Source organism: Ruegeria sp. HKCCD4884 (assembly GCF_013110855.1).
In the GTDB taxonomy this organism is placed as follows: domain Bacteria; phylum Pseudomonadota; class Alphaproteobacteria; order Rhodobacterales; family Rhodobacteraceae; genus Ruegeria.
Map to the genome: position 1 here is coordinate 139,401 of NZ_WVRJ01000012.1, position 26,925 is coordinate 166,325.

The window sequence follows — 26,925 nt, forward strand, 5'->3', positions numbered from 1 at the left end:
AATATAGCCTATGCACCATCGATTGCGCAACAAAGAACAACCGATGGTGCAATTATTTATAGGCCGGGTGCTGCTGTTTGGCGCTGGCCAATTAGGGAGGAAGTTATGAAGACAAAAATGATACTCGCAGCTTCTGTCTGCACACTTGCCCTAACGGCGACTTCGGCTGTCGCCGAGACCACGATGGGAATCGTGGTAAAGATCGGAGGGATTCCCTGGTTCAACGCGATGGAAGAAGGCATCAAAGAGCGCGCCGGTGAGTTGGGTGTCAGTGCCGAAATGATTGGTCCGACGTCTGCCGACCCAGCCCTTCAGGTCCGTGCAATCGAAGATCTGATCGCAAAGGGCGTTGATGTGATCGGGGTGGTGCCAAATGATGAGGCCGCGCTTGAACCCGTATTGCAAAAAGCCATGGATGCCGGGATCAAGGTGATTGCACATGAAGGTCCGGGCCTTAACAATGTGGACTGGAACTTCGAGCTGGCCTCAGCAGATGGGTTTGGAGAGGCACATGCCAAATTGCTGTGCGAGAAAACCGAAGAGCCCGGCACTTACGCGGTTTACGTTGGGTCGCTGACTGTGCCGCTTCACAATGCGTGGGCGGATGCAGGTATCGCCTGGCTGGCAGAAAACTGTTCTGACAAGTTGCAGCCGGTGGGTGATCGCTATGGCGTAGCAGAAAGTGTTGATGACAGCCGTTCCACCGCACTTGATCTGATCGCAGCCAATCCAGATCTGCGCGGGTTCCTTGCCTTTGGAAGTCAGGGTCCGATTGGGGCAGGGCGCGCGATTGAAGAACGTCGTCTGGGTGGCAAAGTCCATGTGCTTGGTCCGTTCTCGCCGGGTCAGGGTCAGAAACTGTTGAAAGATGATGTCATATCCGGCGGGTTTATGTGGAATCCAGCCGAAGCGGGCCGTGTTTTTGTCACCTTGGGTGATATGCTTGTGAGTGGAGAGGAAATCACCGAAGGCACCGAGATTGAAGGTTTGGGTGTTGTTAGCCCGGATGAAGCGACCCGCAACATCATCACGGACAACCTATTGGAGATCAACAAAAGCACAGTCGACGAGTTGGCTGCGAAAGGTCTCTGAGGTCGTGTTTCGACGGTTTGGAGACCTGCGACACGTGGGTCTCCACTAAGGCATAGAACACAATGAAAACTGATCCTGATACGGCCCCGGCGTTGAGGCTGCGAAACGTCTCGAAAACCTTCGGCGGGGTAAAAGCGCTGAAATCCGTCGATTTCGAAGTGCGGCCGGGCGAGGTGCATTGCCTTGCCGGAGAAAACGGCTGCGGAAAGTCAACGCTGATCAAGATCGTTACAGGGGTTTATACAGCTGATCCCGGTGCTGAATTGGAATTGTTCGGCCACAGTTTCACTACGATTTCTCCAACAAAAGCGCGGGCGTTGGGGATTGCCGTCATATGGCAGGATCTTGCGCTGTTTCCGCATATGACAGTGGCGGAAAACATCGCTTTTGATGAGATGGTCGGGCTGATGCCGCGCCTGACTTTTGGAAGCCACTACAGACGCCATGTCCAATCGGTTCTTGATCGATTGCATGTACCATTGAACCTTGATACCCGTCTGGGAGACCTACCGATCGCGCAACGCCAGATTGTTGCCATTGCCCGTGCATTGATGGGTGAAGCCCGGCTGGTGTTCATGGATGAACCGACGGCTTCGCTGACCCAAACCGAAACAGATGCATTGTTAGAGGTGGTGCGCACGCTATCCTCACAAGGGATCGCTGTTGTTTTTGTCAGTCACCGTCTGGCCGAAGTTATCGACGTTTCTGAGCGGGTCACAGTTCTGCGCGACGGTAAGCTCGTCGGCGTGTATTCTACGGAAAACATGACACAATCCCGTCTTGGTGAACTGATGACCGGGGCGCTGTTGGAACACACAGTCAATGCGCAGGACCGCGCACAGGCGGAACCCGTGCTGGAAGTTCAGGGGATGTGTCGGCACGGCGAATTCCAGAATGTCTCCCTGACCATCCGACGCGGAGAGGTGCTTGGCCTTACCGGCTTGATCGGAGCTGGCCGAACAGAACTTGCCCATGCACTGATCGGAATGAACCCGTTGGATGTGGGCGAAATCCGGTTGGAGGGTACTCCGGTCCGCTTTGCCTCAATTCGCGAGGCCATCGCACGCGGTGTTGCCTATGTATCCGAAGACCGCCTGTCTTTAGGACTTATCCAGCCGCAATCCATTGCGGACAATACCGCTATTTCTGTGCTTGACCGCATTCTCAATGGCCTTGGCTTGTTGTCTCCCAAACGCCAATCCGACCTTGTGGGGCACTGGATCAGAGAACTTGCCGTGAAAATTGGAAGACCAGAAGACGCGGTCTCGACACTATCAGGAGGCAACCAGCAAAGAGTTGTTTTGGCAAAATGGCTGGCAACCGAACCACGGCTTTTGATCCTGGACAGTCCGACTGTCGGTGTGGATGTCGGGGCGCGGGCCGGCATATTTAAGATCGTGCGTCAGTTGGCCGATGAGGGACTGGCGATCCTTCTGATCTCGGACGAAGTGACCGAAGCGATGTTCAATTCGGATCGTGTTCTTCACATGGCGGATGGGCAGATTGTGGGCGAATACGATCCACGCACCACCAGCGTGTCTGAACTAGAGGCACGTATCTATGCGTGACCACTTTCGAACACACCCCGTCGAAGCGCGCCTCAGCGTCGTTCTGCTTTTGATGATCTTCGGTTTGTCGCTTGGCACCGACACATTCCTGACAATGGGAAATGTCACGTCGCTGTTGAACAATAACGCAGTCAATCTGATCTGGGCGGTCGGCTTGCTGGTTGTCCTAATTGCTGGCGGTATCGATATTTCCTTCGCGGTGGCTGCTTCGGTTGTTCAATATGTGGCAGCTCAGGTTTTCATGAGCATTGGCGGCGGCAATTGGGCGATTGGTTTTTTCGTTGCAGCTCTGCTCGGGATCGGTCTCGGACTGGTCAACGCGCTTTTGATCCACGGATTTCGGGTGATTTCCATCGTTATCACCATCGCCACCTTCAATGCGTTCTTTGGATTGCTGATGTTCTTCACCAAAGGCCGAAACATCTACAACCTGCCGGATTGGTGGACCGACCGCATCTTCATCTTCGAACGGCAGGCGGCGGACGGGACCTGGTCAGAACTGAATCTCTCGGTTGCTGTCATGATTGTCTGTGTGGTCGCGACTTGGGGTCTCATTCGCCTGACTACGCTTGGTCGCCAGCTTTATGCTTTTGGCGATAATCCCGAGGGCGCTCGGCGTGCGGGTGTGAATATCTGGCAAATGCAGATCGTCGCCTTTGGATGGTGCGGAATGATGGCCGGGATCGGTGGGTTGATGCAGGTAAACATTGCGCAAGAGGTGGTGCCAAATGCGCTTTACGGTCGCGAGTTGGACGTGTTGGCCGCGGTAGTGCTTGGCGGTGCCCGGTTGGGCGGCGGTCGTGGCACCGTCTTTGGATGCATTCTGGGGGTTATGTTTGTCGCGATCACGCAAAACGGTCTGAACCTTCTGGGGATCTCTCCCTTTGCGTTCCAGATGATTATCGGCGCTGCGATCCTGTTGGCGATTTCGTCATCGAACCTGAGCTTTGGTTGGCGTCCGCGTGCTGCCACTAGTATTGCAAAGGCAGAAACGGGATGAACCTGCGCGAACGGTTACATGCGGCACTTGGGGCCGAAACCTTACCATTGCTTGTCTTTCTCGGCTTGGTCTTTCTGGCGTTTTCCCTGGCAACACCATTGTTTCTGACGGGCGCTAATTTACGCTCAATGGCCTTTCAAATGCCGGTATTGGGTCTGCTGACATTGGCCATGCTTGTGCCGATCCTGTCGGGCGGATTGAACCTTGCGATCATCTTTCAGGCCAACATCTCGGGGCTCGCATTGGCGTGGGTTCTCATCGCGTTCGGAGGGGCCGAAGCGGGGCCAGGGGCTTTCGTTCTTGGAGCAGCGCTTGCCTTGCTGGCTGGGGCTGCTTCTGGTGCTGTTATGGGGGTCGTGGTGGCCTATGTGGGCGCGCACCCCATTCTGGTTTCGCTGGCCATGATGATTTTCCTGCGTGGTTTGGGTGAATTTCTGACGCGCGGCGGCGATATTTCGGGTTTCCCGGAATATATGAATGTACTGGGTCACGGCAGTTTTCTGGGCATTCCGGTTCCGATGATCATCTTCCTGCTGGCCGCGTTTGTTTGGCACATCATGCTCAAACGCACGCGGCACGGGTTCTCGGTCTACATGATCGGTTCGAACATTCAGGCGTCTGAGTATTCCGGGCTGCCGACACGTCGTACCCTTGTGTTGATTTATGCCATTTCAGGCATGATCTGCGCTGTGGCGGGCATCCTGATGGCCGCGCGCTTCAATTCAGTCCGTGTCGGCCATGGTGAGGCGTTGCTTTTGGTAACTGTTCTGGCGTGTTTTCTAGGCGGGATCGATCCGTTCGGAGGGTTCGGGCGCGTGCTGCCAGTGGTTCTGGCCCTGATTATTCTGCAGGCTCTTTCATCAGGTCTGAACCTGATCGGTGCCAACCAGCATCTGTCTACGGCTGTCTGGGGTTTGTTTCTGATTGGCGTGATGGCGTTGCGGTGGGTTGGCGCGCGATGGCAATTAAAACGACGAAGAGGGACATGATCATGGAAGGTTTCGGCGTACATACCAGCATGTGGACGATGCACTGGGATCGCGATGGGGCCGAGCGGACAATACCCGCCGCGGCCGCCTATCAGATGGACTTCATCGAGATTGCCCTGCTGGATACAGGCGTTGTCGATGCAGCCCATACGCGTGACTTGCTTGAAAAACACGAGATGCGGGCCGTCTGTTCGCTGGGACTGCCCGAACAAAACTGGGCCTCGGTCAATCCCGATGGCGCAATCGGGCACCTGATCAACGCTATGGACAAAGTCAAAGAGATGGGCGCAGAAGCCCTGTCCGGTGTCACGTATGGTGGCATTGGAGAACGCACAGGTGTGCCGCCCACTCAGGCCGAGTATGACAATATCGCACGCGCCTTGGAGGGCGCCGCGAAACACGCAAAAACGCTGGGCATCGCCTTTGGTATCGAGCCCGTGAACCGCTATGAGAACCACTTGATCAATACGGGTTGGCAGGCGGTCGAGATGATCGAGAAAGTAGGTGCCGATAATATTTTCATCCATCTCGACACTTATCACATGAATATCGAAGAGAAGGGCGCAGGCAACGGTATCCTCGATGCACGCGAACACTTGCGTTACATTCATTTGTCGGAAAGCGACCGCGGCACACCGGGTGAGGGGACCTGCGATTGGGACGAGATCTACGCCACATTGGCGGCGATTGGGTTCAAGGGCGGGCTCGCAATGGAGAGTTTCATCAATATGCCGCCACAGATCGGGTACGGACTGGCGATTTGGCGACCCGTTGCCCCTTCTTTCAAGGATGTTATGGACAAGGGTTTGCCGTTCCTCAGGAACAAGGCCGCCCAATACCGGCTCATATGACTGCGGTGCAAGGTTCACCCGGACATGAGAGAGGCCGTCCCACAACCCCCGTGGTAAGACGTTGACGGGCAAGGGTGATATCGCGGTTCTTGACGTTGGTAAAACCAATGTCGAACTTTGGGTCGCCAGCGAAGATGGCACTTTGCTGGAGAATTGGTCGACCCCCAACACTGTGCTGGATGGCCAGATTTGGCGGTTTCACGACCTGGATGGTATCGCAGCCTGGCTTATCGGTACGCTTTCCGAGCTCTGCCAACGGCACCCAATTCGGACGATTGTTCCTGTTGGTCACGGTTCGGGCGGTGTGCTTGTGAGTTCCGATCCGGATAGCACCGGCGCCGGATGCGTCTTGCCCATGATCGACTATGAACAGGCATGTCCACCCGAAATTGATGTGGAATATCGCAGAAAGGCGGGAACGTTCGAGGACCGTGGCAGTCCGATAATGATGGCCTCCACTCACTCCGCCCGACAGTTGCTGTGGATGGAACGCGCCTGCCCAACTGAGTTCGGAAAGGCCCGATATTTTCTGAATATTGCGCAATTCTGGGGATGGTGGCTGACCGGTGTTGCGGCTTCGGAATACTCTGCGATGGGCGCGCAGTCGCATCTGTGGAACGTCCCACGCCGCCGCTGGACACCAATAGTTCAAGACCATGGCTGGCAGAGATTGATCCCAGAGTTTCGGGCGGCCTGGGAACCGCTTGGACCGGTTCGCAACACTCTGGTGCAGCGTTTCGGGATGCCTCAAAACATGGTTGTACTGACTGGCGCGCATGACTCTTCCGCGAATTTCTTCCGGTATCTGGCTGCTCAGATTGCTGACTTTACACTTGTTTCCACGGGTACTTGGGTGGTTGCATTGTCGCGCGAAGCAGACATCGCAAGTCTTGATCAAACGCGCGGAACAACAATCAACGCCGATATGGATGGCGACCCGGTCGGAGGTGCATTGACGATGGGTGGGCGCGAATTCTCGGCCATAGCAGGACCAGACCCCGATAAACAGGCTGCCGATCGCAAGGTCTTGGAGCGAATGATTACACGCGGGACCATGGCGATACCAAGTTTTGGAGAAAACGAAGGGCAGTTTCCCGGGTCGGCAAAGCAAGGGCACTTCGTTGGGGCGCGTCCGGCAGGCGAGGTAGAACGCAAAGCGCAGGCAGTGCTTCATTCGGCGTTGCTGACAGTGACCTGTTCTGATGTGTTGAACGGTGGGGACAGGCTTATTCTGGATGGGACCTTTCTGAATGAGCCGCTTTATGCGCCCATTGTTGCTGCTCTGCGCCCGGAACGTCGGACCGAAGCGTCACATGAAACGCATGGTGTTGTCGCCGGTGCGTTGCAACTGGCTTGCAAACACTCTGGATCTTCACCGCCACCTCTGGCGCTTGATCCGGTAACCCCTATTGTGATGCCTGGTCTGGCAGAATACGCGAAGCAGTGGCGCAAGGCTGCAAACGGACAAGGAGCCCGCCTCAATGACTGAACGAGAATTGCGCGAGCGCATGGTCGAGACATGCCTAAAGATGAATGCCACCGGAATTAATCAGGGTACGGCAGGCAATTTGTCGGCCCGTTTCGAGCGCGGGTTCCTGATCACGCCATCATCTCTGCCGTATGACAAGATGAAACCCGAAGATCTGGTCGAGATGGATTTCGAGGGCACCTATGTCGGGCGCAGGCCATCGTCGGAATGGCGGTTCCACCGTGATATTTTGCAAAAGCGCACGGATATCGATGTGGTGCTGCACTGTCACTCGGTCTACGCAACCACGCTTGCCTGTCACCATCGTCAGATTCCGGCGTTTCACTACATGGTCGGTGTGGCCGGGGGCACAACGATTCCTTGCGCAGAATACGCAACCTTTGGGACTCAGGATTTGTCTGACGCGGTGCTGACTGCGCTTGAGGACCGAACCGCGTGTCTATTGGCCCAACATGGGCAGATCGCGATTGGCAAGACTTTGGACGAAGCTCTTTGGCTGGCGACTGAAGTCGAGACCTTGTCGCGCCTTTACGTGCAGGCGTTGCCGTTGGGGGAACCACCGGTATTGTCGGACGATGAAATGTCACGTGTTATCGATCAGATGCAGCGTATGAAGTATGGTTTTGGCCCTGAGTCCGAGGGCAGCAACGATGTTGCGAGGCCACGCAACTAACAACGCCAGAGAAAGCGGAAGAGACGGGTACAATGCGATTTTTCTTGGGGGTTGATGTCGGGACCGGCAGTGCGCGCGCAGGAATATTCGATTCAGAAGGTCACCTGCAAGGCTGCGGCGTGTATGAACTTGCGCTGTTTCAAGAAGGCGCGGATATTGTCGAACAATCCTCGACGCAAGCTTGGTCCGCAGTCTGCAAGGCTGTGCAAGCAGCAGTGACCCAGAGCAACGTCGACCCGAAGGATGTTGCCGGCATCGGGTTCGATGCCACATGTTCTCTCGTCGTTGTAGGTAAAAACGGGGCACCGTTACCCGTCGGATCCAGCGGGGACGCAGCGCGGGACATCATCGTCTGGATGGATCATCGTGCCATGGCAGAGGCGGATGAAATAAACGCAACGAAGCATGCTGTTCTGGCTTATGTGGGCGGAGCTGTTTCACCCGAAATGCAGTCGCCGAAGCTTCTTTGGCTCAAACGCCACATGCCCGATACATTTACTGCTGCCGAGCATTTCTTTGACCTGACGGATTTCCTGACATGGAAGGCCACAGGATCTACGGCGCGGTCAAGTTGCACGGTGACATGCAAATGGACCTATGTCGCGCGAAGCGGCGGTTGGGATGAAAGCTTTTTCGAACAAACAGGTTTACGCGAACTGGCGGAAGAAGGCTTTCGTCGCATTGGCAATGAAATTGTCGACCCAGGGCAGCCTTTGGCGAATGGACTTACTGCCGATGCGGCCAAATCGCTTGGTCTTGTCGCGGGTACCCCTGTGGCCGCCGGGTTGATCGACGCTCATGCTGGCGGTGTCGGAACGGTGGGCGCAAAGGGGCTTGGTCCTGCGATCGAAAACATGGCGTATGTGTTCGGGACATCTTCCTGTACAATGACTACAACCGCCGATCCTACTTTTGTTCCTGGTGTCTGGGGTCCGTACTACTCGGCAATGCTGCCGGGCATGTGGCTGAATGAAGGTGGTCAGTCCGCTGCTGGCGCTGGAATAGAACGGCTGATTGCGATGCACCCCGCAGCCCAGCAAGCGGCAGATCACGCCAAAAATGCCGGCCTTTCCGTTCCCAACTGGCTGATGACGAAGGCAACGGAAATGGTCGACAGCTCTGGCCATCTTGTTGACCTCGCCCGTGACCTGCATGTTGTTCCCGAGTTCCTCGGCAACCGCGCACCGTTTGCCGACCCGCGCACACGCGCGGTGATTGCAGGGCTGGACATGGACACATCGCTGGACAGTCTTGTCAGCCTCTATATCGCAGGTCTCTGTGGGTTGGGCTACGGGCTGCGGCAGATCATCGAAACGCAGGCGGAACACAGTGCCAAAATCTCGAACATAGTTGTCTCCGGAGGGGCCAGCCGACAAGAGGCCGTGCGGCAACTTTTGGCGGATACAACGGGCATCTCAATTTCTGGCCCGGAAACTGAAGAGCCGGTTCTTTTAGGCGCGGCGATCCTTGGGGCCTGCGCAGCCGGACAGCACGGTGCGAGTTTGTCCAAATGTATGTCAGAGATGTCACGCGTTTCTGATGTTTATCGGCCCTCGGGCGGACGGATTTCAGATCTTCATCAAAGACGGTTTCAAACCCATCAAGCCTTTCAAACTGCAGCACGCGAAGCTGCTGCTTTGACGTAGGGTTTGTTTTTGCAATTTTTCCCGTTGGCCAATTGTATTGCCAAGTTCTGACCACTTTACTGATGAAATGGTGCTGAAATCGAAACCGATACCCCAAAACACGGCTGCCGGTTCGCCTTAAGTGACCGGATCAATCATGCGATGTATCGAGCTATAGCTGCCCGGCTCCCATTCTGCCAAATCGCGTTCAGCCACACGGCAAAGACTTCGGCAAATCGCGTTCCGCGCCCAAGGTCGCCGTAATACTGACGCTGTTCGAGCCATGCTTCCGGATCGGCTTTAGAGGCCAAAGCAGCTTTGTGAAGAGTGTCCCATTGCGGATCGTTGGGCTCAATCTCCGAGCCGTCTTCACGAATACCCGCACACATCCGGCACCAGAAAGCTTCTGCAAGTGCAAGCCCGTTTGCGAAAGACCCAGATGCTGTCGCATCGCGCAGCGATGGAAGCAGAAAACCCGGATGCCGAGCCGATCCGTCGAACGCAACCCTGCGCGTCGTGTCATGAACTGCGGTGTTTGCAAACCGCTTCTCAACCAACTCTAGGTATTCTTTCGGGGTCGTTCCGGGAACGGCTTGGACAAACGGCAAAATATCATCTGCTTGAACTTTCCGAAAAAATGCCAGGATGTCCGGGTCTGACATACAATCGGATATTGTCGAAACATTTAGAATTTCACCGACATTCGCAAGCAGTTGGTGACCGCCGTTCAATATGCGCAGTTTCATTGTTTCGTAGCTATGGACATCGCGGGTCAGCGTTACCCCAACCTTTTCGAGTGGCGGTCGTCCTGCGCAGAAATCATCTTCGACCACCCATTGACGGAAGTTTTCATGAGAGACCGGCGCGCGGTCGTCGACGCCAAGCGCGCGGCACTGCGATATCACTTGGTCTGTGGTTGCCGGAACGATGCAATCCACCATGGAATTGGGGAACGCGCCGTTTCGGTCAATCCACTCGGCCAGATCAGTGTCAGACAGGCGCGCCAGCCCGACAACGCATTCTCGCAGGATTGCGCCATTGCCCTGAAGGTTGTCGCAGCTTAACGCGGTGAATGGTCTGAGGCCTGTGTCCCGGCGTTTTTTCAAGGCCGAAACGATTGCGCCAAAAACCGTACGGGGTTGATCCGGGTTTTTCGCATCATACCGAATATCTTCGTGATCAAGGCCGAGCGTACCGGTGTTGGCGTTCAGAAAATACCCGCCTTCCGTTACCGTCATTGACACGATTTTCGTGGATGGCTCGGCCATGCATTGGATCAAAGTGCCATTGCCGGGTTCAATCGGCAGGTAATCAATCATCGAACCAATTACCTCTGCTGTTATCCCGTTGGGATCCAGCTCGATCAACGTTGTCAGGCAGTCCTGTTCCAGCAGGCGTTCTCGCATCTTGGCGTCATAGTTTCGTACACCGGCACCTATGATCGCCCAGTCATATGCCAGACCTTGCTGCATCAGTTGGTGAATGTACCAAGCCTGATGCGCACGATGAAAGTTACCAAGTCCGATGTGAACGATGCCCGGCGCAAGGTCAGCGCGGTCATACGCGGGCGTCCCAACGGTTTCTGGCAGGTCTGACAGGGTGTTGCGCTGTAGCCTGACCGGGAGATTTGCGTTCGCCAGAGGGTCCATCAGCTCATCCAGTTTCCGCCGTCGACGTTGTAGGTTTGTGCGACAATGTATTCGGCCTCATTCGAGGCTAGAAACACCGCCATCCCGGTCAGATCGTCGGCGCGACCCATCCGGCCGTACGGAACGGCTGCCGCCACTTCGCGTTTCTTTTGACCAAGCGGTTTGCCTTCATGTTTTGCGAAGAAAGCATCGACACCGTCCCAATGCTCGCCGTCGACGACACCTGGGGCAATGGCATTCACGTTGATCCCATGAGAGATCAGGTTCAGTCCCGCAGATTGCGTGAGGGAGATGATGGCGGCTTTGCTGGCACAGTAAACAGCGACCATAGGTTCGCCCCTGCGCCCGGCCTGCGATGCCATGTTTATGATCCGACCCTTGGTTCCATGCTCGATCATATGGCGCGCAACGGCTTGCATTGTGAACAGAACACCTGCGACGTTTATTTCGAAAACACGGTTGTAATCTGAGCGCTCGATTTCGACGATGGGTGCCGCTGAGAAGATGGCTGCGTTATTGATCAATATGTCGATGGGGCCGAGAAGTGAGGCCGTCTTGGCAACGGCTGCGTCTATGCTCTGTTGGCTGGTTACGTCCATTTCGATAGCAAAGGCGGCCTCGCCTATCCCGGCGGCTGCGTCCTGCGCACGCTTAATTTCAATGTCGGCTATAGCTACGCGGGCGCCCTCTGCCACATATGCTTTGGCAAACGCCAATCCAATGCCGCGCGCGCCCCCGGTGATCAGGGCGGTTTTGCCTGCCAGCCGTTTCATTCGATCCGCAGACCTTTCGCGTCAAACCGGTGAATGACGTCATCACGTGGTGTCAGGTGGATGCGATCTCCGTGGCGGAACCCGACCTCGCCATCCGCACGGACGGTTATCGTTTCCGCCAATCCGGTTTCGTGAACGTGGAAAAAGGTGTCTGATCCAAGGTGCTCTGAAACACTTACAACCCCAGACCATTCACCTTCGGTCTCTGAGACAGCAATATGCTCTGGCCGGATACCTATGGTTTGAGCGCCGTGTTTTGCCGCTTCTGGCCCTTCGATAAAGTTCATCTTGGGCGAGCCGATGAAGCCAGCCACGAACAGATTGCGTGGTGTGCGGTATAGCTCCAGCGGGCTGCCGACTTGCTCGATCACTCCGGCCTGTAGAACAACGATTTTGTCGGCCATGGTCATGGCTTCGACCTGATCGTGGGTCACGTAGATCATCGTGGTCGCCAACCGTTCGTGCAACTCGCTGATCTCCAGCCGCATGCCGACCCGTAGAGCCGCGTCGAGGTTCGACAACGGTTCATCGAACAGGAACGCCGCAGGCTCGCGCACAATAGCGCGGCCAATGGCCACCCGCTGGCGCTGACCACCGGACAGTTGGCCGGGGCGGCGGTCCAGATAGTCGGTCAGGTTCAAAACGCTTGCAGCGCCTTCGACGCGTTTGTCGATCTCGGCCTGATCCAGCTTGGCCATGCGCAAGGGAAAAGCGATGTTCTTGCGCACTGTCATATGCGGGTAGAGCGCGTAGGACTGGAACACCATCGCCAATCCACGTTTGGCGGGCGGCACGTCTGTGGCGTCCGAACCGTCAATGTCGATAGAGCCTGAGGTGATGTCTTCCAACCCCGCGATCAGGCGCAAAAGGGTGGACTTACCGCAGCCCGAGGGGCCGACGAAGACGGTGAACTCGCCATCTTCGATGGTTAGGTCCAGCGGCGGGATGACCTGCACGTCGCCGAAGCTTTTGGTCACGGACTTGAGTTGAATGCGTCCCATGTGTCGTGTTCCTTATTTCACAGCGCCGAAGGTCAGGCCGCGGACAAGTTGTTTCTGGCTGAACCAGCCAAGGATCAGGATCGGTGCGATTGCCATGGTCGACGCCGCGCTGAGCTTGGCGAAGAACAGGCCCTCGGGGCTGGAGTAGCTGGCGATGAAAGCCGTAAGCGGTGCCGCATCAACGGCCGTCAGATTGAGCGTCCAGAACGCCTCGTTCCACGCGAGGATGAAGTTCAGCAGCACCGTTGAGGCGATGCCGGGGATAGCCATGGGTGTCAGGACGTAGAGGATTTCTTCTTTCAGTGTCGCGCCATCCATCCGCGCGGCTTCCAGAATCTCTCCCGGAATTTCGCGGAAGTATGTGTAGAGCATCCAGACGATGATCGGGAGGTTGATCAGCATCAAGACGACGACCAACCCTCCACGCGTGTCCAGCAGGCCCAACCGGATGAACAGCAGGTAAATCGGGTACAGCACGCCGACGGCAGGCAGCATCTTGGTGGACAACATCCACAGCAGGATGTCCTTGGTGCGCTTGGACGGCACGAAGGCCATGGCCCATGCGGCGGGGACGGCGATGATCACACCCAGTATGGTCGAGCCACCCGCGATGATGACCGAATTCCACAGGAACCGCATATAATCAGATCGTTCCTGCACGATGGCATAGTTCTCAAGCGTCCAGTTGAAGTTCAGAAAAATCGGTGGGCTGGCAATTGCCTGCGCCTCGGTCTTGAAGCTGGTCAGGATGGTCCAGAGGATCGGGAAAAAGATCAGCAGTCCGACGGCCCAGGCAAGGGCAGTGTTCAGCGATTTGCGGCGGGTTGTGACGGCGCGGGCCATGGTCTTACCTCCTCACGCGTCCAGGTTTTTGCCGACGATGCGCATCAGGAAGATCGCAACGATATTGGCAAGGATGATGGCGTAGACACCTCCGGCGGATCCGAGGCCGACATTCTGGCTTTCCAGCACGCGCTGGAAGATCAGGTAGGTGAGCGTGCGGGTGCCGAATGCGCCGCCAGTGGTCACGAATATCTCGGCGAATATCGACAGCAGGAAAATCGTCTGGATCAGGATCACGATGGTGATCGCGCGACTCAGATGCGGTAGGATGATGTGGTAAAAGCGTTTCAGGACCGGTGCGCCGTCCATCTCTGCCGCTTCCAACTGCTCACTGTCCAGCGACTGGATCGCGGTCAACAGGATCAACGTTGCAAAGGGCAGCCACTGCCAAGAGACGATCATGATGATCGAGGTCATCGACGCCTCAGACAGCCATGAGATCGGCTCGGCCCCAAAGAAACGCCACAGATGCGCCAGCAGACCGTTCACCGGGTCCATGAACATGTTCTTCCAGACCAGCGCCGACACGGTGGGCATGACAAAGAAAGGTGCGATCACGAGGATGCGGACAACCCCTTGGCCCCACATCGGTTGATCCAGAAGCATCGCCAGAAGGATGCCCAGAACAACGGTGATGACCAGAACACCGCCGACGATCATCAGCGTTGCCTGAACCGCAGGCCAAAACGAACTGGACGAGACAAAGCGGACGTAGTTGTCGAACCCGACCCATCCCAGATCACCGCCACGCAGGGGCAGGTACTTCTTGAAGGAAAAATACAGCGTCATCGTCAGAGGCACCAGCATCCAGCCAAGCAGCAGGACCACTGCAGGTGCCATCATCAGGCGAGCAACGGATCGGGAATGTTGAGTAGCCATGACGCAAGACCTCTCTGTTCAGGCGTAACTTAGCCTGCGAGAAAAACGCGGGTTGTGGAAGGGTTGAGGCGGGGGGCAGAGCGCTGCCCACCCGCGGGGAGAAGACGTCAGTACCCTGCGGCTTCCATTTCTTCAGCGGTGAAGGCCTGCGCTTTTTCAAGCGCCTCGTCCACTGTCTGTTGTCCGGCATAGACTGCCGAGAACTCCTGGCTCACCTGCGTGGCGATGCCTGCGAATTCCGGGATCGCGACGAACTGGATGCCAACATAGGGCGTCGGTTGCGCACAGCAGTTGTCCGGGTCGGCCGCAAGGATCGAATCCAGCGTCATCTTGGCGAATGGAACCTTCTGGTATTCCGGATTCTCATACAGCGAGGTCCGTGCACCCGGAGGCACATTGGCCCAGCCTTCATTTTCGGCCACCAACTCTATGTAGTCTTTCGAAGTTGCCCACTCGATGAACTGCTTGGCGGCATCTTCCTGCTGCGTGCCCGCAGGGATGGCCAATGCCCAAGCCCACAGCCAGTTGGCACGTTTGTCGACACCCTCCGAGTTTGGTGCAAGCGCAAAGCCAACCTGGTCAGCAACCGTCGAGTCATTCGGGTTGGTCACAAAGGATGCCGCAACGGTGGCGTCGATCCACATGCCGCACTTGCCTTGCTGGAACAGCGAGAGGTTTTCGTTGAACCCGTTGGTCGCATATCCCGCTGGGCCAGACTCATTCATCATATCGACGAAGAAAGTCAGCGCTTCTTTCCACTCGGGCTGATCGAACTGAGGTTTCCAGTTCTCATCGAACCAGCGGGCACCGAAGGAATTCCCGGTCACGGTGATAAACGCGCCGCCCTCACCCCAACCGGCCTTGCCGCGCAGGCAGATGCCGTTGATGTCGTTGTCGCGGTCGGTCATGGCTGCCGCAGCTTCACGGATGAACTGCCACGTCGGCGCATCAGGCATCTCCAGCCCGGCCTGTTCCATCAGGTCGGTGCGATACATCACCATCGAGCTTTCACCGTAGAACGGGGCTGCATACAGTGTGCCGTCGTTGCTGAGGCCGTTACGCATCGCGGGCAGAATATCGTCCACGTCATATTCGGCGGACATGCCTTCCAACGGGACCAGCCAGCCATTCGCGCCCCAGATTGGCGTTTCGTACATGCCGATGGTCATGATGTCGAACTGGCCGCCCTTGGTGGTGATGTCGGTGGTCACGCGCTGACGCAGCACGTTTTCTTCCAGTGTCACCCATTCCACATCAATGCCGGTCGCTTCGGTAAATTTGTCGGTATAGCCCTGCATCCGGATCATGTCGCCGTTGTTCACAGTGGCGATGGTAATGGATTGCGCGTGGGCCGCTGCCGTGGCGACGAAAGTCAATGCAGTCGCCGCACGAAGTGCGTGCTTCAGATACATCCCTGTCCTCCCTGAGCTTGGATGTCGTGCAGGGAGCCTAGATCGTAAATTGTCGCGCCGTCAATAAAAACTTTACGCGCGTTAAAATAATTCGCTTATGCAGAATCCCTCAGAACCAGCCTTGCGGGAAAAAGGGTTTCACTGCGTGTTTCAAATTCTCCACCATTTTCAATAAGTTCGAACAAAGTCTCTACGCTGCGCCCCGCAACGTTGTCGTAGTCATGTGCAGCAGTCGTCAGAGACGGGCACGTAAACTTTGCAAAGGGGTGATCGTCATTCGAAGCCACGCGCAGCGTGCAATCATCTTTGCGCCCCACCCGAATCCCCTGTTCAAAACAGGCCGCAAGAAAGCCTATGGCCAGCCGGTCATTGCTGCACAATACCGAGTTTGTCTTCAGCCCACGCTCTGCCAGAACTTTCAAAGCGCCCCGATGCCCAATCTCTTCAAAAGCCCAGCCTTTGCCATCGACTTTGATGATATGAGGCTCGAACCCCTGGCGTTCCATAACCTCAATATAGGCTTTCCGTCGCTTATTTGCGTTTGGGTTTGCAGGTGTGCGCATTTCAAAGAATGAAGGCGGCTCGCCTGTCCGTGTCATGTATTCAACGGTCTGCGAAACAAAGCTGAAATTGTCCGAACCAACAAAAGCTGCCCCCAGACCATCAAGGTTACTGTCGAACAGGACGGTTGGCACATTGGCACAGAATTTTTCGACTGCGGATCGGTCCGAGATGCGCCCCAATGGTGCCAGCAAAACCCCTGCGGGTTTCATGGATTGCAGCCCGTCCAGAATTTCGTTTTCCAGTTTTTGTTCCCCGTGTGAGCTGAACAGGGACGGTCGATAGCCCGCCGCAATGCAGGATTGTTCCAGATACCTGGCAATTTCAGCGAAGAACGGATCGGCAAGATAGGGCACGACGATGCCAATGTTCTTGGTCAGTTTCCGGTTCTGGTTCACAGCATAGATATTCGGGCGGTAGTCAAACCGTTCCAGCGCCTCTTCGATGCGCGCTCTTGTTGTCGGGCGTACGCTGTCGGGGTCGTGGAAATACTTAGACACCGTGGGTCGCGAGATCCCGCTGAGGGCCGCGAACTCTTCCATGTTTTTTATCTTGGTCATTCCAGTCTGCCTGCGGATTCCAGCCGCCTTGATCTTATCATATTTTTACATATTCTTTGCGCGCGACAAAAAATCAATAGCCAGACATGAGCGGTGCAAGAGGTCTGAATGTATCTCGGGATTGATATCGGAACATCAGCAGTCAAACTTGTCTGCACGGATACCGACCGGATTCTCGCCACGTCCTCGGTAGGGATCGACACGTCCTCGCCGCAGCCCGGATGGTCCGAGCAGCACCCGGATCTGTGGTGGGATGCAACACGCGACGCATTGAACCAACTTTCCGGACAAGCCATGCTGTCGGGCGTGAAAGCCATCGGTTTGTCTGGTCAGATGCATGGGGCTGTGTTGCTGGACCACGATCTGCGTCCGATCCGCCCGGCAATCCTTTGGAATGACAGCAGATCAGCGCGAGAATGCGACGAACTGCGCGCGGTCCAGTCGAAAATTGGGCAGATCGCAGGTGTTCTTCCGCTGCCAGGGTTTACAGCGCCCAAGATTTCGTGGCTGAAACAGAATGAACCCGAACACTATTCGCGTCTCGCTCATATGCTGCTGCCCAAGGATTATATCGGCTTGTGCCTGCATGGAGAATTGGCAACCGATACCTCAGATGCTGCGGGAACACTTTGGCTGGATCAGGCCGCGCGCAACTGGCATGTCGGTATTGCTGAGGCCACTGGCGTCTTACCCAGCTGGTTGCCACCGATTTTTGACGGCACCGACGTTATAGGAAGTGTAACAGCACAAGCTGCCGCGATAACCGGGTTGAAGGCGGGTGTTCCTGTGGTGGCCGGAGGAGGTGACGCGGCAACAGGTGCTGTATCTCTGGGGGCTACCGAACCGGGACGTGGGTTTATCTCACTGGGAACATCCGGCCAACTGTTCGTGGCAGATCGCGAATACAAACCCAACCCTGAACGTTATGTACACGCATTTGCGCACACGTTGCCGGGCCGTTGGTATCAAATGGCCGCAATGCTAAACGGTGCGCGGCCAATTTCGTGGATAGGTGGGCAGCTGGGGCTTTCCGCTGCCGAGGTTGTTGCCCTTGCCGAAACGGCCAGCGGAGAGCGTTTGCCGATCTTCCTGCCTTACCTGACTGGCGAGCGAAGTCCCTTAGGAGATCCCCATATCCGCGCGAGCTTCTTTGGTCTTGAGGATTCGACAACACGCGCTGAAATCTGTCGTTCTGTGGTAGAAGCAATTGCATTTTGCTTTGCTGACGCGGCACAGAGTTTCGGCGATACAATTGACAGCTTGCCAGAATTGGCCGCTATCGGAGGGGGCAGCCAGTCAGATCTGTTATTGCGCCTGATCGCCACGGTCACGGGGAAACCCATCGTGCGCTCACTAGGGTCCGATTCAGGTCCAGCCTTTGGCGCTGCCCGTCTTGCGGCCTGCGGTGTTGGTGCTTTGCAAGAGGCCGATCTTGCAGTTCAGCCGTCGACACCTGACAGGTTTGAACCTGACGAGATGGCCGCTTTGTCTGAACGATTGCAACGATTTCGCCGGTTGTACAAAGCTGTCAGCGTTGTCGATTGATCGCCATGCGCAAACGGTCGGCATTGACCCCTCGGGTCAATAGCATTCCTGCGAGCAGCCATGAATACGATCAGGCGTTCTGACAACAGTCATAGCTAGCCCTGAGGATACGGAGCCGGTGCGATGCCGCGAACGTGTCAGACAGGAATTCCACCGACCACATATGATCGTTCCTCTACGCTCTAGCATTACCCCGATCCGAGGCAACCAACTTGACGAACAACCCCAGCTGGTTCACATCGGCTGGGGGTTTTTTCGGTCGCGATTTGAAGCATGACCGATTTGGTCCGATGCAAGGTCTTGGCCGGAGTTTCGGTCCTGAAGTCCAATTGCTTTGCCGCGCCCTGCACCGGGCGGTAACGTGGTGTAAATTACAGTTTCTGGGGGCTGCGGGGGTCTATCCCCAGATTAATTGCTTTCTCATTTCCTACGGCCCTAAAAATCATACCGCGATCGGAGCAAAATCGGACTAAAACCCTTGCATCAGCATGTCGACCGCGACGGTGATTTGCTCAAAATCGTCGTTCAGATTGCACACCTGCGACTTTAGTAGCCCAACGGGAACAGCCGCCATGAATTGGGTTACCATCACGACAGGCATACCTTCGATTTCAAAAACCGGATTTAACCGCGTCGCTGGTTTGGGCGCGATCGATTTGGGCAACAGTGGCACCACAACGCGAGTATTCAAGTCGCTGAGTAGATCTGCTTGAATATCCAAAAGAAACCCATCCCCTGAAGGGCTCGGGAAAACATCGTATTTCGGCATCAGAATTGCCTGAAGCTTTCCAGAGGAAGGCCGTTCTGCTCAACATAAGAATTTGAGCTTCTCAGCGCAGCCGCGTTTTCTGATTTCCATAGTTCAGACTTTGCCGTGGCAACAGCAGCGCGCACGCCTTCCTCGGCTGCACGGGACAGGTTTACTTTCAGCGCTTTTGCCTCTGCAAGTAACGCACTATCAAGCGACAGATTTGTTGGCTTTCGCGTCTGCGCGTTCATCTTTGGGCCTCCGTATACGCGAAAATACTTCTATGAAGTATGCGTGTCAAACATGCGCATACAAAGGCAGGCTTTCCATGAGGGACCGTTAAGCCGGTTCGACTGCATTTGTCGGTTGCGTTGCATCGATGGCAATGGACCTTACTTGTCCGACCAAACGTTTTTTGAGCAGTACTCCCGGTTATGAAGCGCGAGCCTCATAGGCAGCTGCGCGCTTGATCATCACTTGTGATGCCATGTCGCCGCCGCGCAATGTGTCAGCAGTCTGAAATGCGGTGATGGCCTCTGGGAAACGACTGGCCCTAAAATGCGACAGCCCGGTCTCATAGGCATCAATCCAGTCGCACGATCCTTTGAAACTGTCCGCCATAGCGATCAACTCATACACCACCAGCACTTCAGAACGGCCTTGTATCTCAACTGTGTCCAGCTCGCGTACGACAATGGCATTACCTGCTTCTTGCCGTGTTTCGGGGCCAATGATGATCGCACTGCCGTAGGTTTTGTTTGTCCCTTCAAGACGGCTGGCGACGTTCACCACGTCGCCGATTGCGGTGTAGTTCAGCCGCTGTTCGGAACCGATATTTCCAACCAGCGCTTCTCCGCTGTTCAACCCGATCCTGACATGCAGCGCGTTGTCGGATTGGCTCTGCAAACTGGAGGATTCGACCACATCCACCAGTTCGAGTGCTGCGCGGCAGGCATGTTCGGCATGGTCTGGATTTTGTCGCGGCGCACCCCAGAATGCCATAACCGCATCACCGATGAATTTGTCGATGGTTCCGTCGTGACGCTCGATGGTTGTTGTCGCGGCACTGAAGAATGGCTCCATAAGTTCGACAATCTTGGGGCCATGCTTTTCGGTCAGACCTGTGAACCCCGATACATCGCAAAACAGAACCGAGATTTGTTTGGTCTCGCCGCCGGGTTGGGTTTTGATACCTTCCGCCACAAGCATGCGGACCAGATCGGTTGGTACGTATTTGCGGAATGCCGACAGGCCCGCGGCCATACTGGCCGTTGCCGCGGACAGGTTTTCAAGCTCTTTCAGCCGCGAGGGCCTGCGCGAAACCTGTTCGACATCAAAACGTTCGATCCGACTGAGGTCTTCGGCCACGCGGGACAGTGGGTTTGCAACGACCCGGCGGACGAACCAGATGGCCAGGCCAATTGCCACGACGACGACGCCAAGCAGGATGTAAACCAGGTTTAGCAGGGTCTTGTCGATGCCCGACAGAAAGGCTGATTCCGGGATCACAGTGGCGACCCGCCAGCCATAGAACCCAAGAGGCGTCAACGCCACCGCATAGGGCACATCCTCAAAAACGATCCGTTTCGTCACCGGCCCGGGCGTTTTGTTTTCTGCATCGGCCATCAGCTTCTCACCCGAGATTTTGGCAACCTCATAGAGCTCCCCTTCGCCCATCCGAGCCGGTGTGATTTCGTCCGCCTCGGGGTCCGGGATGGCAATCACTTTGCCGTCTGCGTTGATGATAAAGGCCGCGCCGAACTCTCCGGGGCGCAGCGATCCCAGAAAGCGGGAAAGGCGGTCGGTATCAATTGCTACCGTCAACACGCCTTGCCGTTGGCGGCGTACGTCGATGGGACCTGCAAAGGCATATAGGGTCTTGTCGCTTCCCGGCAGATCCCTGACCTCGATCCAATCCGGTGTATCGCGGTCGATGAAGTTGCGATACCAGGCGTGTTCGCGTGGGTCGAAATCTGTGTCAGTGAAGGTCCGCTCTTCGAACTGAATGTCACCAGGGATAAAGATATAACGGTCGTTGCGAAGCATCCGGTTGCGAATGTTCTCATCGATTTCCATCATCTCCAGACCGCTGTCACCCAGGCGATGTGCGGCGAAGAAGTTGCCGTCAGGCCAGCCGAAGGTGATCCACGAGATGTTGGGCTGCGCCTGTATTTGCGACAGGAACACAAACTCGCGCTTGTCGGCCTGGCGCGTCTGGATAACGTCTTGGATGAAAATCGTGCGGACGGCCGCCCAGGCTGCCTCGGCCGACCTGAGGGTCAGCCCAACTTCGATGCGTACGGTATTGGCGATCTGTCCGTTGATTTCAGCCGCCAGCATGCGGCTGTTTTCTCGCGCCGTTGTCCACCACAAAGAATGCACGACAAAGGTCGACACGCCGATCGACAAGGCAACAAGTATAGATACGGCGATCCCTACACTGACACGCATTCCAGCTCCACAACGACCCAAAATAGCAGACGGTTCAATCGGTTTTTCTGAAGGGTCGATTTGAGCTTAGTGGGTGCCCTGGCTTGTTTCCAGTCGGTTGAGTGGAATATGCCAACTTGTTTACTTGACGTTGAGCGCTCGTCTGCTTCGGATCTGCCAGACGCCGCGTTGCCGCCAGCTCAGCAATCAGAAATTTGGGCCGGTTGGGTCGGGGTCCTCTCTTTAGAAACGACCCCTGCACATTGAGCATCCGCTGACTGAAGGAAAATGTAGGTTGCCGTTTCACAAATCAACACTCGACCGGCAAACCGGCCGAGTGCGTTTTGAGTTCTTCTTCAGGCTATGGACATTCCCAATGCTTCCAGCTGGTTCACCAGCGCGCTGTTAACCTCGTCGATAGAGTTCCAGTCATCAGCGGTGAGGTTGCCGAGGTTCAGGTCCTCCGCCTGAATATCCCGGAGCGTCACGGTATGGCCTCCGTTACCAACAACCTCAAACACCAGATCATCGCCGATTTCGCTTACCGTGACATCTGCTGCACCCAGAGAGTTGAAGTCCAGAACATCCTCACTGGTGTCGAAACCGTTGATCTCTGTCTGAACACCCCAATTCCAGGTTAGCTCGGCCACATCGGCACCTGCACCGAATGTGACAGCGCCTGCTGTCTCGCCATTGTCGGTGTCCGTGGTTCCGTCATCTGTACCACCACCATTGTATGTGCCAGAGGAGCCTCCGGTGAGATCGCCGGTTCTGGTCTGATGGCCATCTGTCGTGGCACCGGCGGGCGCTTCGGGTGTCAGCAACATGGTGCGATCAACCAGAGTTACATCGTCTTGGTCGAAGCCAAATGGCACCTCCAGGTTGTCCTCCATCACCTGATCGTAGTGAAACTCCACCATTCCGGGGATCAGGTCCGCCTTGGTGACCCCTGTCAGCGTGACGCTCTGCCCGCTTGGCAAAGAGGATATGACCAGACCTTCGCTCGTGTCCTTGACACTCAGTCGTTCGCGCGTGCCGAAATACAGAAAACTGATCTTCATGGTGGTCGGATCGAAACCGTCAATCACTTCGTGGACGCCATATTCGTGGCTACGCACATAGACCGCGTTAGCGTCACGTGGACCAACACCTTGTTCCCAACTGACAACACCCCCCATGTCTTGACGGAAGTGTTCGTTTCCAACCACGCCGAAATCGTCGATGGTGACATCCTGATAGGTGACGCCCTGTACAATTTGCGCTGCGTCCGACCACGGGCTGTCGATCACAATCTCGCCCGACGGTGACTTGGTGACGATCATCCCATGCACCGAGGTTCCGCCAAAATCCAACTGATCCGTGCCGGGGCGGAACCCGGTAATGTCATCGGCGTTGCTATCGGCCCTGTACTTGATGCCACCCGTGGCTGTTGCTCCTGTCGAGGCAGGGGGGTTCGACCCATCAGAATCGTAACTCAGATCATAGCCTTCTCCCGCACCCGGGGTGACGACGATTTGACCCAACGCCGAGGAGACCTCGTTCAGAACCGCCTGATCCGGGATCGAAAAGTTGCTGATGTCCAGATCCGACAAACCAAATCCGGTGAAAATGATCTGTTTGGTCGTTTGGCCAACGGTCAATTCGATGCGGACGGTCTGACCCAGAGCATCTCCGCTTTCTTCAAATATGGCAAAGCTTTCGGCCGTTACGTCCTGGCCCAGCTCGATAACATCGCCCATCCCCGGCATAAAACCTTCAATCACCTGCGTGTCGGATGCCAAATCGAGCGTAACATGCATGTGTTGATGTTCATGGCCACCTTCACTTCCATGCCCGTCATGGCCGGGGTTTATGTCATCCGACCCCACCAGACCCAGCACTTCGGTTGCTGCGGTGCTGTCCAGAATGGTGAAGTTTGCAGGGCTCAAATCTGCAAGAGTTACGCCGCTCAACGTGGTGGATTGGTTGTTGGACGGGATGGCAAACACGACCGATCCGGTAACCTCGCTTACGTCCAACGCATCGGCACCCACCCACGAGATGAATATCGTATCCGTCGCCGGGTCGAAGTCCGGAATTGTGACATCCGTGCCCCACGCCCATGTTATGACCACATCCGCCGCGCTTTCGTCGGTATTTGCAGTGCCGTTCCCGGCGGGGTCGGTCGGCGCTGGTGGTTCGGAGGGAGGAGAGACATCTCCGCCGTCCGTTCCACCTCCGGTTTCTGTGGGCAAAATGCCATCGGTATAGGCCTGGATGGCCTCTTCAAGCGAAGGGGCGTCATAGCCGCCGAACTGGTCGATATAGCGCAGAATGGATGTGCCATATTCATCGACAGAGACATCCCCGCCTTGTAGCAGAGAAAGGGTTCCCCACGCGCCGCGTAAGTGCGCAGCTGCCATTATACCCGTCATGGTCAGTGTGACGGTCACTTCCTGGCCGTTGTCGATGTAAGTCCGCGTGGTCCCGATGTAGTCGTCTAGGCTCTCGCCCTGATAGCCCAAACCGGTTTCGATCACCTGAAGGTTATACCCGAACGCCTCTTGGATCGCGCGCTCCTGTGCGGCCTCTGTCATAAAGTCCTCAAGCGAGTTCACGCCGTTCTTGCCGGTCCAGTTTCCATCCCATGTATTCGAAGCTGCGCCGTTCCCGTAATAGACGTCGTCTGTGTAATACCCGAGGTCGATTAACAGCGCCTCACCGAACTGATACCCCACAAAACCCAGTGAGTTCATGGATCGGTAGGACATGGCATCCCATTCTTCGGCGGTCAGGTCCGACCAACTGGAGTAGCTTGGATAAAAGTCGGTGACTTCGCCCCCGGCCCATTGGTTCAATTGCCAGTCCTGAATGTTCCCGGAGTCATAGCGTTCGCGGTCCCAACCGGATTCAAACGCACGTAAATCATCGCGAAACCCTCCGTATGTTCCATTGCTCATTTTCAAAGACTCCCATCTTGTCTTTTTGGCCAAAGTGCTGCGGCTCAGTTCGCCCGGTGGTGTCGGGCCTAACTTGCGTAACAACTCAGATGTTCGGAAAACGTTAAGAGTTTGTTAACGGGTTGTTCTGCGCGGATAAGAGCCCAGATCAGCGCATGGCTACGCAAAAAATCGCCATAGGTCAGTGGGTTAATTGATGTTTTGAGCAACCAACCGTTTCAGTTGCGCGACTCTTCGCCAAATTTAGATTTACACAATTTTTAATTTTAGCGCCGGGCAGAGTCCCTCCGGATCCAGCGCGCGCAGTTCAAGTTGAGCTCTTTTCAGCTAAGAGTATTCTTGTGTGGATTTTGATAACTGGTTGGGATGTAGCGGTTTGGCAATATTGGATTTCGAGAGTTCTGTTTGGTTTGACGCCTTGGGTCCGCCGCTTGGAGGCATTCCGGATGTTTTGATCCTTGAGGGCACTTGGTGGCGGGCGTCGGCCAGTAAATCCAGATTGGATCACTTGACGACGGTGAAGGAACTGCCGTTCCCGGATATATTCACAGGTCGGTTCAATGGCGCTCATGTCGCCTATTGTTGTGCCTATGGGGCGATGCCCTCTCGACGGCACAGCTTCGCAATGCTGTCCTCGCCCTTCAGACCGTCCTGCACGATCCTGATCTTCTCTTCAGCTGTATATTGCTTGCGCGCAGCGCGGCGGATGTTTTTGACAACTTTATCGCCGTGGCTCTGCTTGGTTCCGGGTTTCTTTCTCATCGCCACTCCTTGGCAGTTACGATGAGCCAGAAACCCTCTCTTATCAAATCGAGCTAAATTGTCCCATTGGTGCTGACGTCAGACAGACCGGAACAAAGAAGCCTGAACGGCTGGTTGTCTTAAGCAACGGCGTTACAGAAGCGCCTGTTCCAGCCAGTCGCCATCAAAACTTCTTAATCCGCAAAAAGCTGCGAACTTTAGTGGAACACAAGCCGAAATACCTGACATCGGATCGGGAACGCCAAATTCGCGCGGTTCAATATTCTGAACCCGTGGTAAAAAAGCTGTTCGTCTAGGTCAGCTCTGTCAGGTGATCAGCCGGAAGCTTTCGGCCAGCCAAGCCCTGCTTTGGGTCTGCCGGGAAATGGCGTGCTCGGTGATCAGAGCTCGCATCTTGCCATCTACCAGTTCCAGCAACGACCGGGAACAATCAGGTGTCGCAACAATGGACAAACTGCGCGAAAAACTCTTGCCGGGAAAGCGATGCATGCTGAGTTTTTTCTGAAACCGTTTGGCGCGGGAAAACAGCAATGGCGTTGTGATGGTCCATCCCGCCCCGGCTGCGACCATTGCCATTAACGTCTGGTTGTTGCTGCATTCGAAATTGGACGCAGGGGATAAGCCAAGACGGCGCATCTGCGACTCGATTTGCCGTGCAATGATCAGATTTCCCGAGAATCTCAGAAAGGGTAGGGTGGTTTGGCCCTTTACGATTTTGTCTACAGCTGCGTCGCACCCTCGTGGCAGAACGACTACAAACGGATCGCGCAGCAAAGGCCGTTCCTGCAGGTCGCGCATACGCTCATTCGAAGAGGTTGTGATCCCCAGATCAAGATGCCGGTCACGCAACATGTCTGCTATCGTGTGACTTGAATCCGTCAGATACATGAAGTTGCAGCTTGGCATGTGCTGCGACAGGAACACGGCCAGTTCAGGCATTATGTCACTGTCGAAATCCTCGACCGACCCGACGCGCAACAGGCTTGCTTCAGCAATGCTTCCGGCTGACGCCTCGGCCTTGGCTTTTCGAATTGCGTAGAGAGCCTGGTCAATATTGCGTAGAAAAACCTCTCCCTTCGGTGTCAACACCATAGGCCTGCGAGAGTGGTTAAACAGCTCGACACCCAGATGGTCTTCGAGGTTGCGCAAATGATGCGAAACGGTACTTATAGTCAGACCGGTTTCCTTGGCCGCCGCCTGCAACGACCCCTTATGCGCGCAGATCTGAAACAGTTCCAGCCAACGCAGGCTCAGGTCTTTAACTGCAGACTGTCGACGCATTTTTGTCGTTCCTTCCTACCGAAATTCGAAAACTCTTAGTTCGATCGCGTAAAAGTAATAGTACCATTTTTTCGAAATAGAAGATTTGTTTTCGAGCGCCGCCAGAATCTGTGAAACCTTTTGATCCGTAGAGCCCAAACGGCCATCAAGCGCTGGGGCGTGACCAACTAGGGAGATTTTGAATGAACTTTAAGCTGCTCGCGGCGAGTGCTGCGGTATCCATGGGCGTAGCTGGTGCGGCGCAGGCTGAGTGTG

The 26,925-nt window shown here is 55.7% G+C and carries 21 protein-coding genes and 1 pseudogene; 9 read left to right on the plus strand and 13 right to left on the minus strand.

The window, feature by feature from the left end; translation table 11 throughout:
* Positions 1-105: 105 nt before the first annotated feature.
* The 8 genes from GS636_RS17285 to GS636_RS17320 all read left to right on the plus strand — a co-directional run bounded on the left by GS636_RS17285 (position 106) and on the right by GS636_RS17320 (position 9,308).
* Positions 106-1,092, plus strand: a complete 987-nt coding sequence (locus GS636_RS17285; RefSeq protein WP_171671043.1) for a substrate-binding domain-containing protein — start codon at positions 106-108, stop codon at positions 1,090-1,092.
* A gap of 62 nt (positions 1,093-1,154) precedes the next feature.
* Complete coding sequence (locus tag GS636_RS17290) at positions 1,155-2,660, plus strand: sugar ABC transporter ATP-binding protein (RefSeq protein ID WP_171671046.1); 1,506 nt, start codon at positions 1,155-1,157, stop codon at positions 2,658-2,660.
* Positions 2,653-3,660: an ABC transporter permease gene (locus GS636_RS17295; protein WP_171187362.1), complete on the plus strand. Its 1,008-nt coding sequence runs from the start codon at positions 2,653-2,655 to the stop codon at positions 3,658-3,660. The genes GS636_RS17290 and GS636_RS17295 overlap by 8 nt, the downstream gene beginning before the upstream one ends.
* Positions 3,657-4,649, plus strand: coding sequence for an ABC transporter permease (locus GS636_RS17300; RefSeq protein ID WP_171671048.1), 993 nt, complete (start codon positions 3,657-3,659; stop codon positions 4,647-4,649). The genes GS636_RS17295 and GS636_RS17300 overlap by 4 nt, the downstream gene beginning before the upstream one ends.
* A 2-nt stretch (positions 4,650-4,651) precedes the next feature.
* Positions 4,652-5,500 (plus strand): sugar phosphate isomerase/epimerase, encoded by an 849-nt coding sequence (locus tag GS636_RS17305; RefSeq protein WP_216602944.1) that lies wholly within the window; start codon positions 4,652-4,654, stop codon positions 5,498-5,500.
* Positions 5,501-5,561: 61 nt separating this feature from the next.
* The gene (locus GS636_RS17310; RefSeq protein WP_216602945.1) at positions 5,562-6,989 is read left to right on the plus strand and encodes an FGGY family carbohydrate kinase; all 1,428 of its coding nucleotides are present in this window, start codon (positions 5,562-5,564) and stop codon (positions 6,987-6,989) included.
* A complete protein-coding gene (locus GS636_RS17315) occupies positions 6,982-7,662 on the plus strand; it encodes a class II aldolase/adducin family protein (protein ID WP_171671053.1) in 681 nt (226 codons plus the stop codon). The genes GS636_RS17310 and GS636_RS17315 overlap by 8 nt, the downstream gene beginning before the upstream one ends.
* Positions 7,663-7,694: 32 nt before the next feature.
* Entirely contained in the window at positions 7,695-9,308 is a 1,614-nt protein-coding gene (locus GS636_RS17320; protein ID WP_171671056.1) for an FGGY-family carbohydrate kinase, read from the plus strand.
* 134 nt (positions 9,309-9,442) lie between these two features.
* Here the strand turns inward: GS636_RS17320 and GS636_RS17325 are convergent, their stop codons facing one another.
* The 7 genes from GS636_RS17325 to GS636_RS17355 all read right to left on the minus strand — a co-directional run bounded on the left by GS636_RS17325 (position 9,443) and on the right by GS636_RS17355 (position 16,965).
* Positions 9,443-10,936 carry a mannitol dehydrogenase family protein gene (locus GS636_RS17325; RefSeq protein ID WP_171671059.1) on the minus strand — a complete coding sequence of 498 codons (1,494 nt, stop codon included), beginning with the start codon at positions 10,934-10,936 and terminating at the stop codon, positions 9,443-9,445.
* Positions 10,936-11,709: an L-iditol 2-dehydrogenase gene (locus GS636_RS17330; RefSeq protein WP_171671062.1), complete on the minus strand. Its 774-nt coding sequence runs from the start codon at positions 11,707-11,709 to the stop codon at positions 10,936-10,938. The genes GS636_RS17325 and GS636_RS17330 overlap by 1 nt, the downstream gene beginning before the upstream one ends.
* Positions 11,706-12,710, minus strand: a complete 1,005-nt coding sequence (locus GS636_RS17335) for an ABC transporter ATP-binding protein (RefSeq protein WP_171647907.1) — start codon at positions 12,708-12,710, stop codon at positions 11,706-11,708. The genes GS636_RS17330 and GS636_RS17335 overlap by 4 nt, the downstream gene beginning before the upstream one ends.
* A 12-nt stretch (positions 12,711-12,722) precedes the next feature.
* A complete protein-coding gene (locus GS636_RS17340; RefSeq protein WP_171671064.1) occupies positions 12,723-13,553 on the minus strand; it encodes a carbohydrate ABC transporter permease in 831 nt (276 codons plus the stop codon).
* Positions 13,554-13,565: 12 nt separating this feature from the next.
* Positions 13,566-14,432, minus strand: a complete 867-nt coding sequence (locus tag GS636_RS17345; protein ID WP_170534370.1) for a carbohydrate ABC transporter permease — start codon at positions 14,430-14,432, stop codon at positions 13,566-13,568.
* 107 nt (positions 14,433-14,539) lie between these two features.
* Complete coding sequence (locus GS636_RS17350; protein ID WP_171671066.1) at positions 14,540-15,844, minus strand: sugar ABC transporter substrate-binding protein; 1,305 nt, start codon at positions 15,842-15,844, stop codon at positions 14,540-14,542.
* 95 nt (positions 15,845-15,939) lie between these two features.
* Entirely contained in the window at positions 15,940-16,965 is a 1,026-nt protein-coding gene (locus GS636_RS17355) for a LacI family DNA-binding transcriptional regulator (RefSeq protein ID WP_171671069.1), read from the minus strand.
* Between the two features lie 108 nt (positions 16,966-17,073).
* On the opposite strand from GS636_RS17355, the gene xylB reads away from it, so the two are divergent.
* Positions 17,074-18,510, plus strand: a complete 1,437-nt coding sequence (xylB, locus tag GS636_RS17360; RefSeq protein WP_171671071.1) for a xylulokinase — start codon at positions 17,074-17,076, stop codon at positions 18,508-18,510.
* 469 nt (positions 18,511-18,979) lie between these two features.
* On the opposite strand, the gene GS636_RS17365 is transcribed toward xylB, so the two are convergent.
* The 6 genes and pseudogenes from GS636_RS17365 to GS636_RS17390 all read right to left on the minus strand — a co-directional run bounded on the left by GS636_RS17365 (position 18,980) and on the right by GS636_RS17390 (position 26,670).
* Positions 18,980-19,279, minus strand: coding sequence for a CcdB family protein (locus tag GS636_RS17365; protein ID WP_171671073.1), 300 nt, complete (start codon positions 19,277-19,279; stop codon positions 18,980-18,982).
* Positions 19,279-19,509, minus strand: a complete 231-nt coding sequence (locus GS636_RS17370) for a type II toxin-antitoxin system CcdA family antitoxin (protein ID WP_171187382.1) — start codon at positions 19,507-19,509, stop codon at positions 19,279-19,281. The genes GS636_RS17365 and GS636_RS17370 overlap by 1 nt, the downstream gene beginning before the upstream one ends.
* A gap of 181 nt (positions 19,510-19,690) precedes the next feature.
* Positions 19,691-21,709, minus strand: a complete 2,019-nt coding sequence (locus GS636_RS17375; RefSeq protein ID WP_171671076.1) for an adenylate/guanylate cyclase domain-containing protein — start codon at positions 21,707-21,709, stop codon at positions 19,691-19,693.
* Between the two features lie 335 nt (positions 21,710-22,044).
* Positions 22,045-24,627, minus strand: a complete 2,583-nt coding sequence (locus GS636_RS17380) for a hypothetical protein (protein ID WP_171671078.1) — start codon at positions 24,625-24,627, stop codon at positions 22,045-22,047.
* Positions 24,628-25,221: 594 nt separating this feature from the next.
* A pseudogene (locus GS636_RS17385) lies at positions 25,222-25,389 on the minus strand (IS3 family transposase); the annotation flags it as partial.
* A 306-nt stretch (positions 25,390-25,695) separates the two neighbouring features.
* Complete coding sequence (locus GS636_RS17390; protein WP_171187389.1) at positions 25,696-26,670, minus strand: LysR family transcriptional regulator; 975 nt, start codon at positions 26,668-26,670, stop codon at positions 25,696-25,698.
* Positions 26,671-26,925 lie beyond the last annotated feature (255 nt).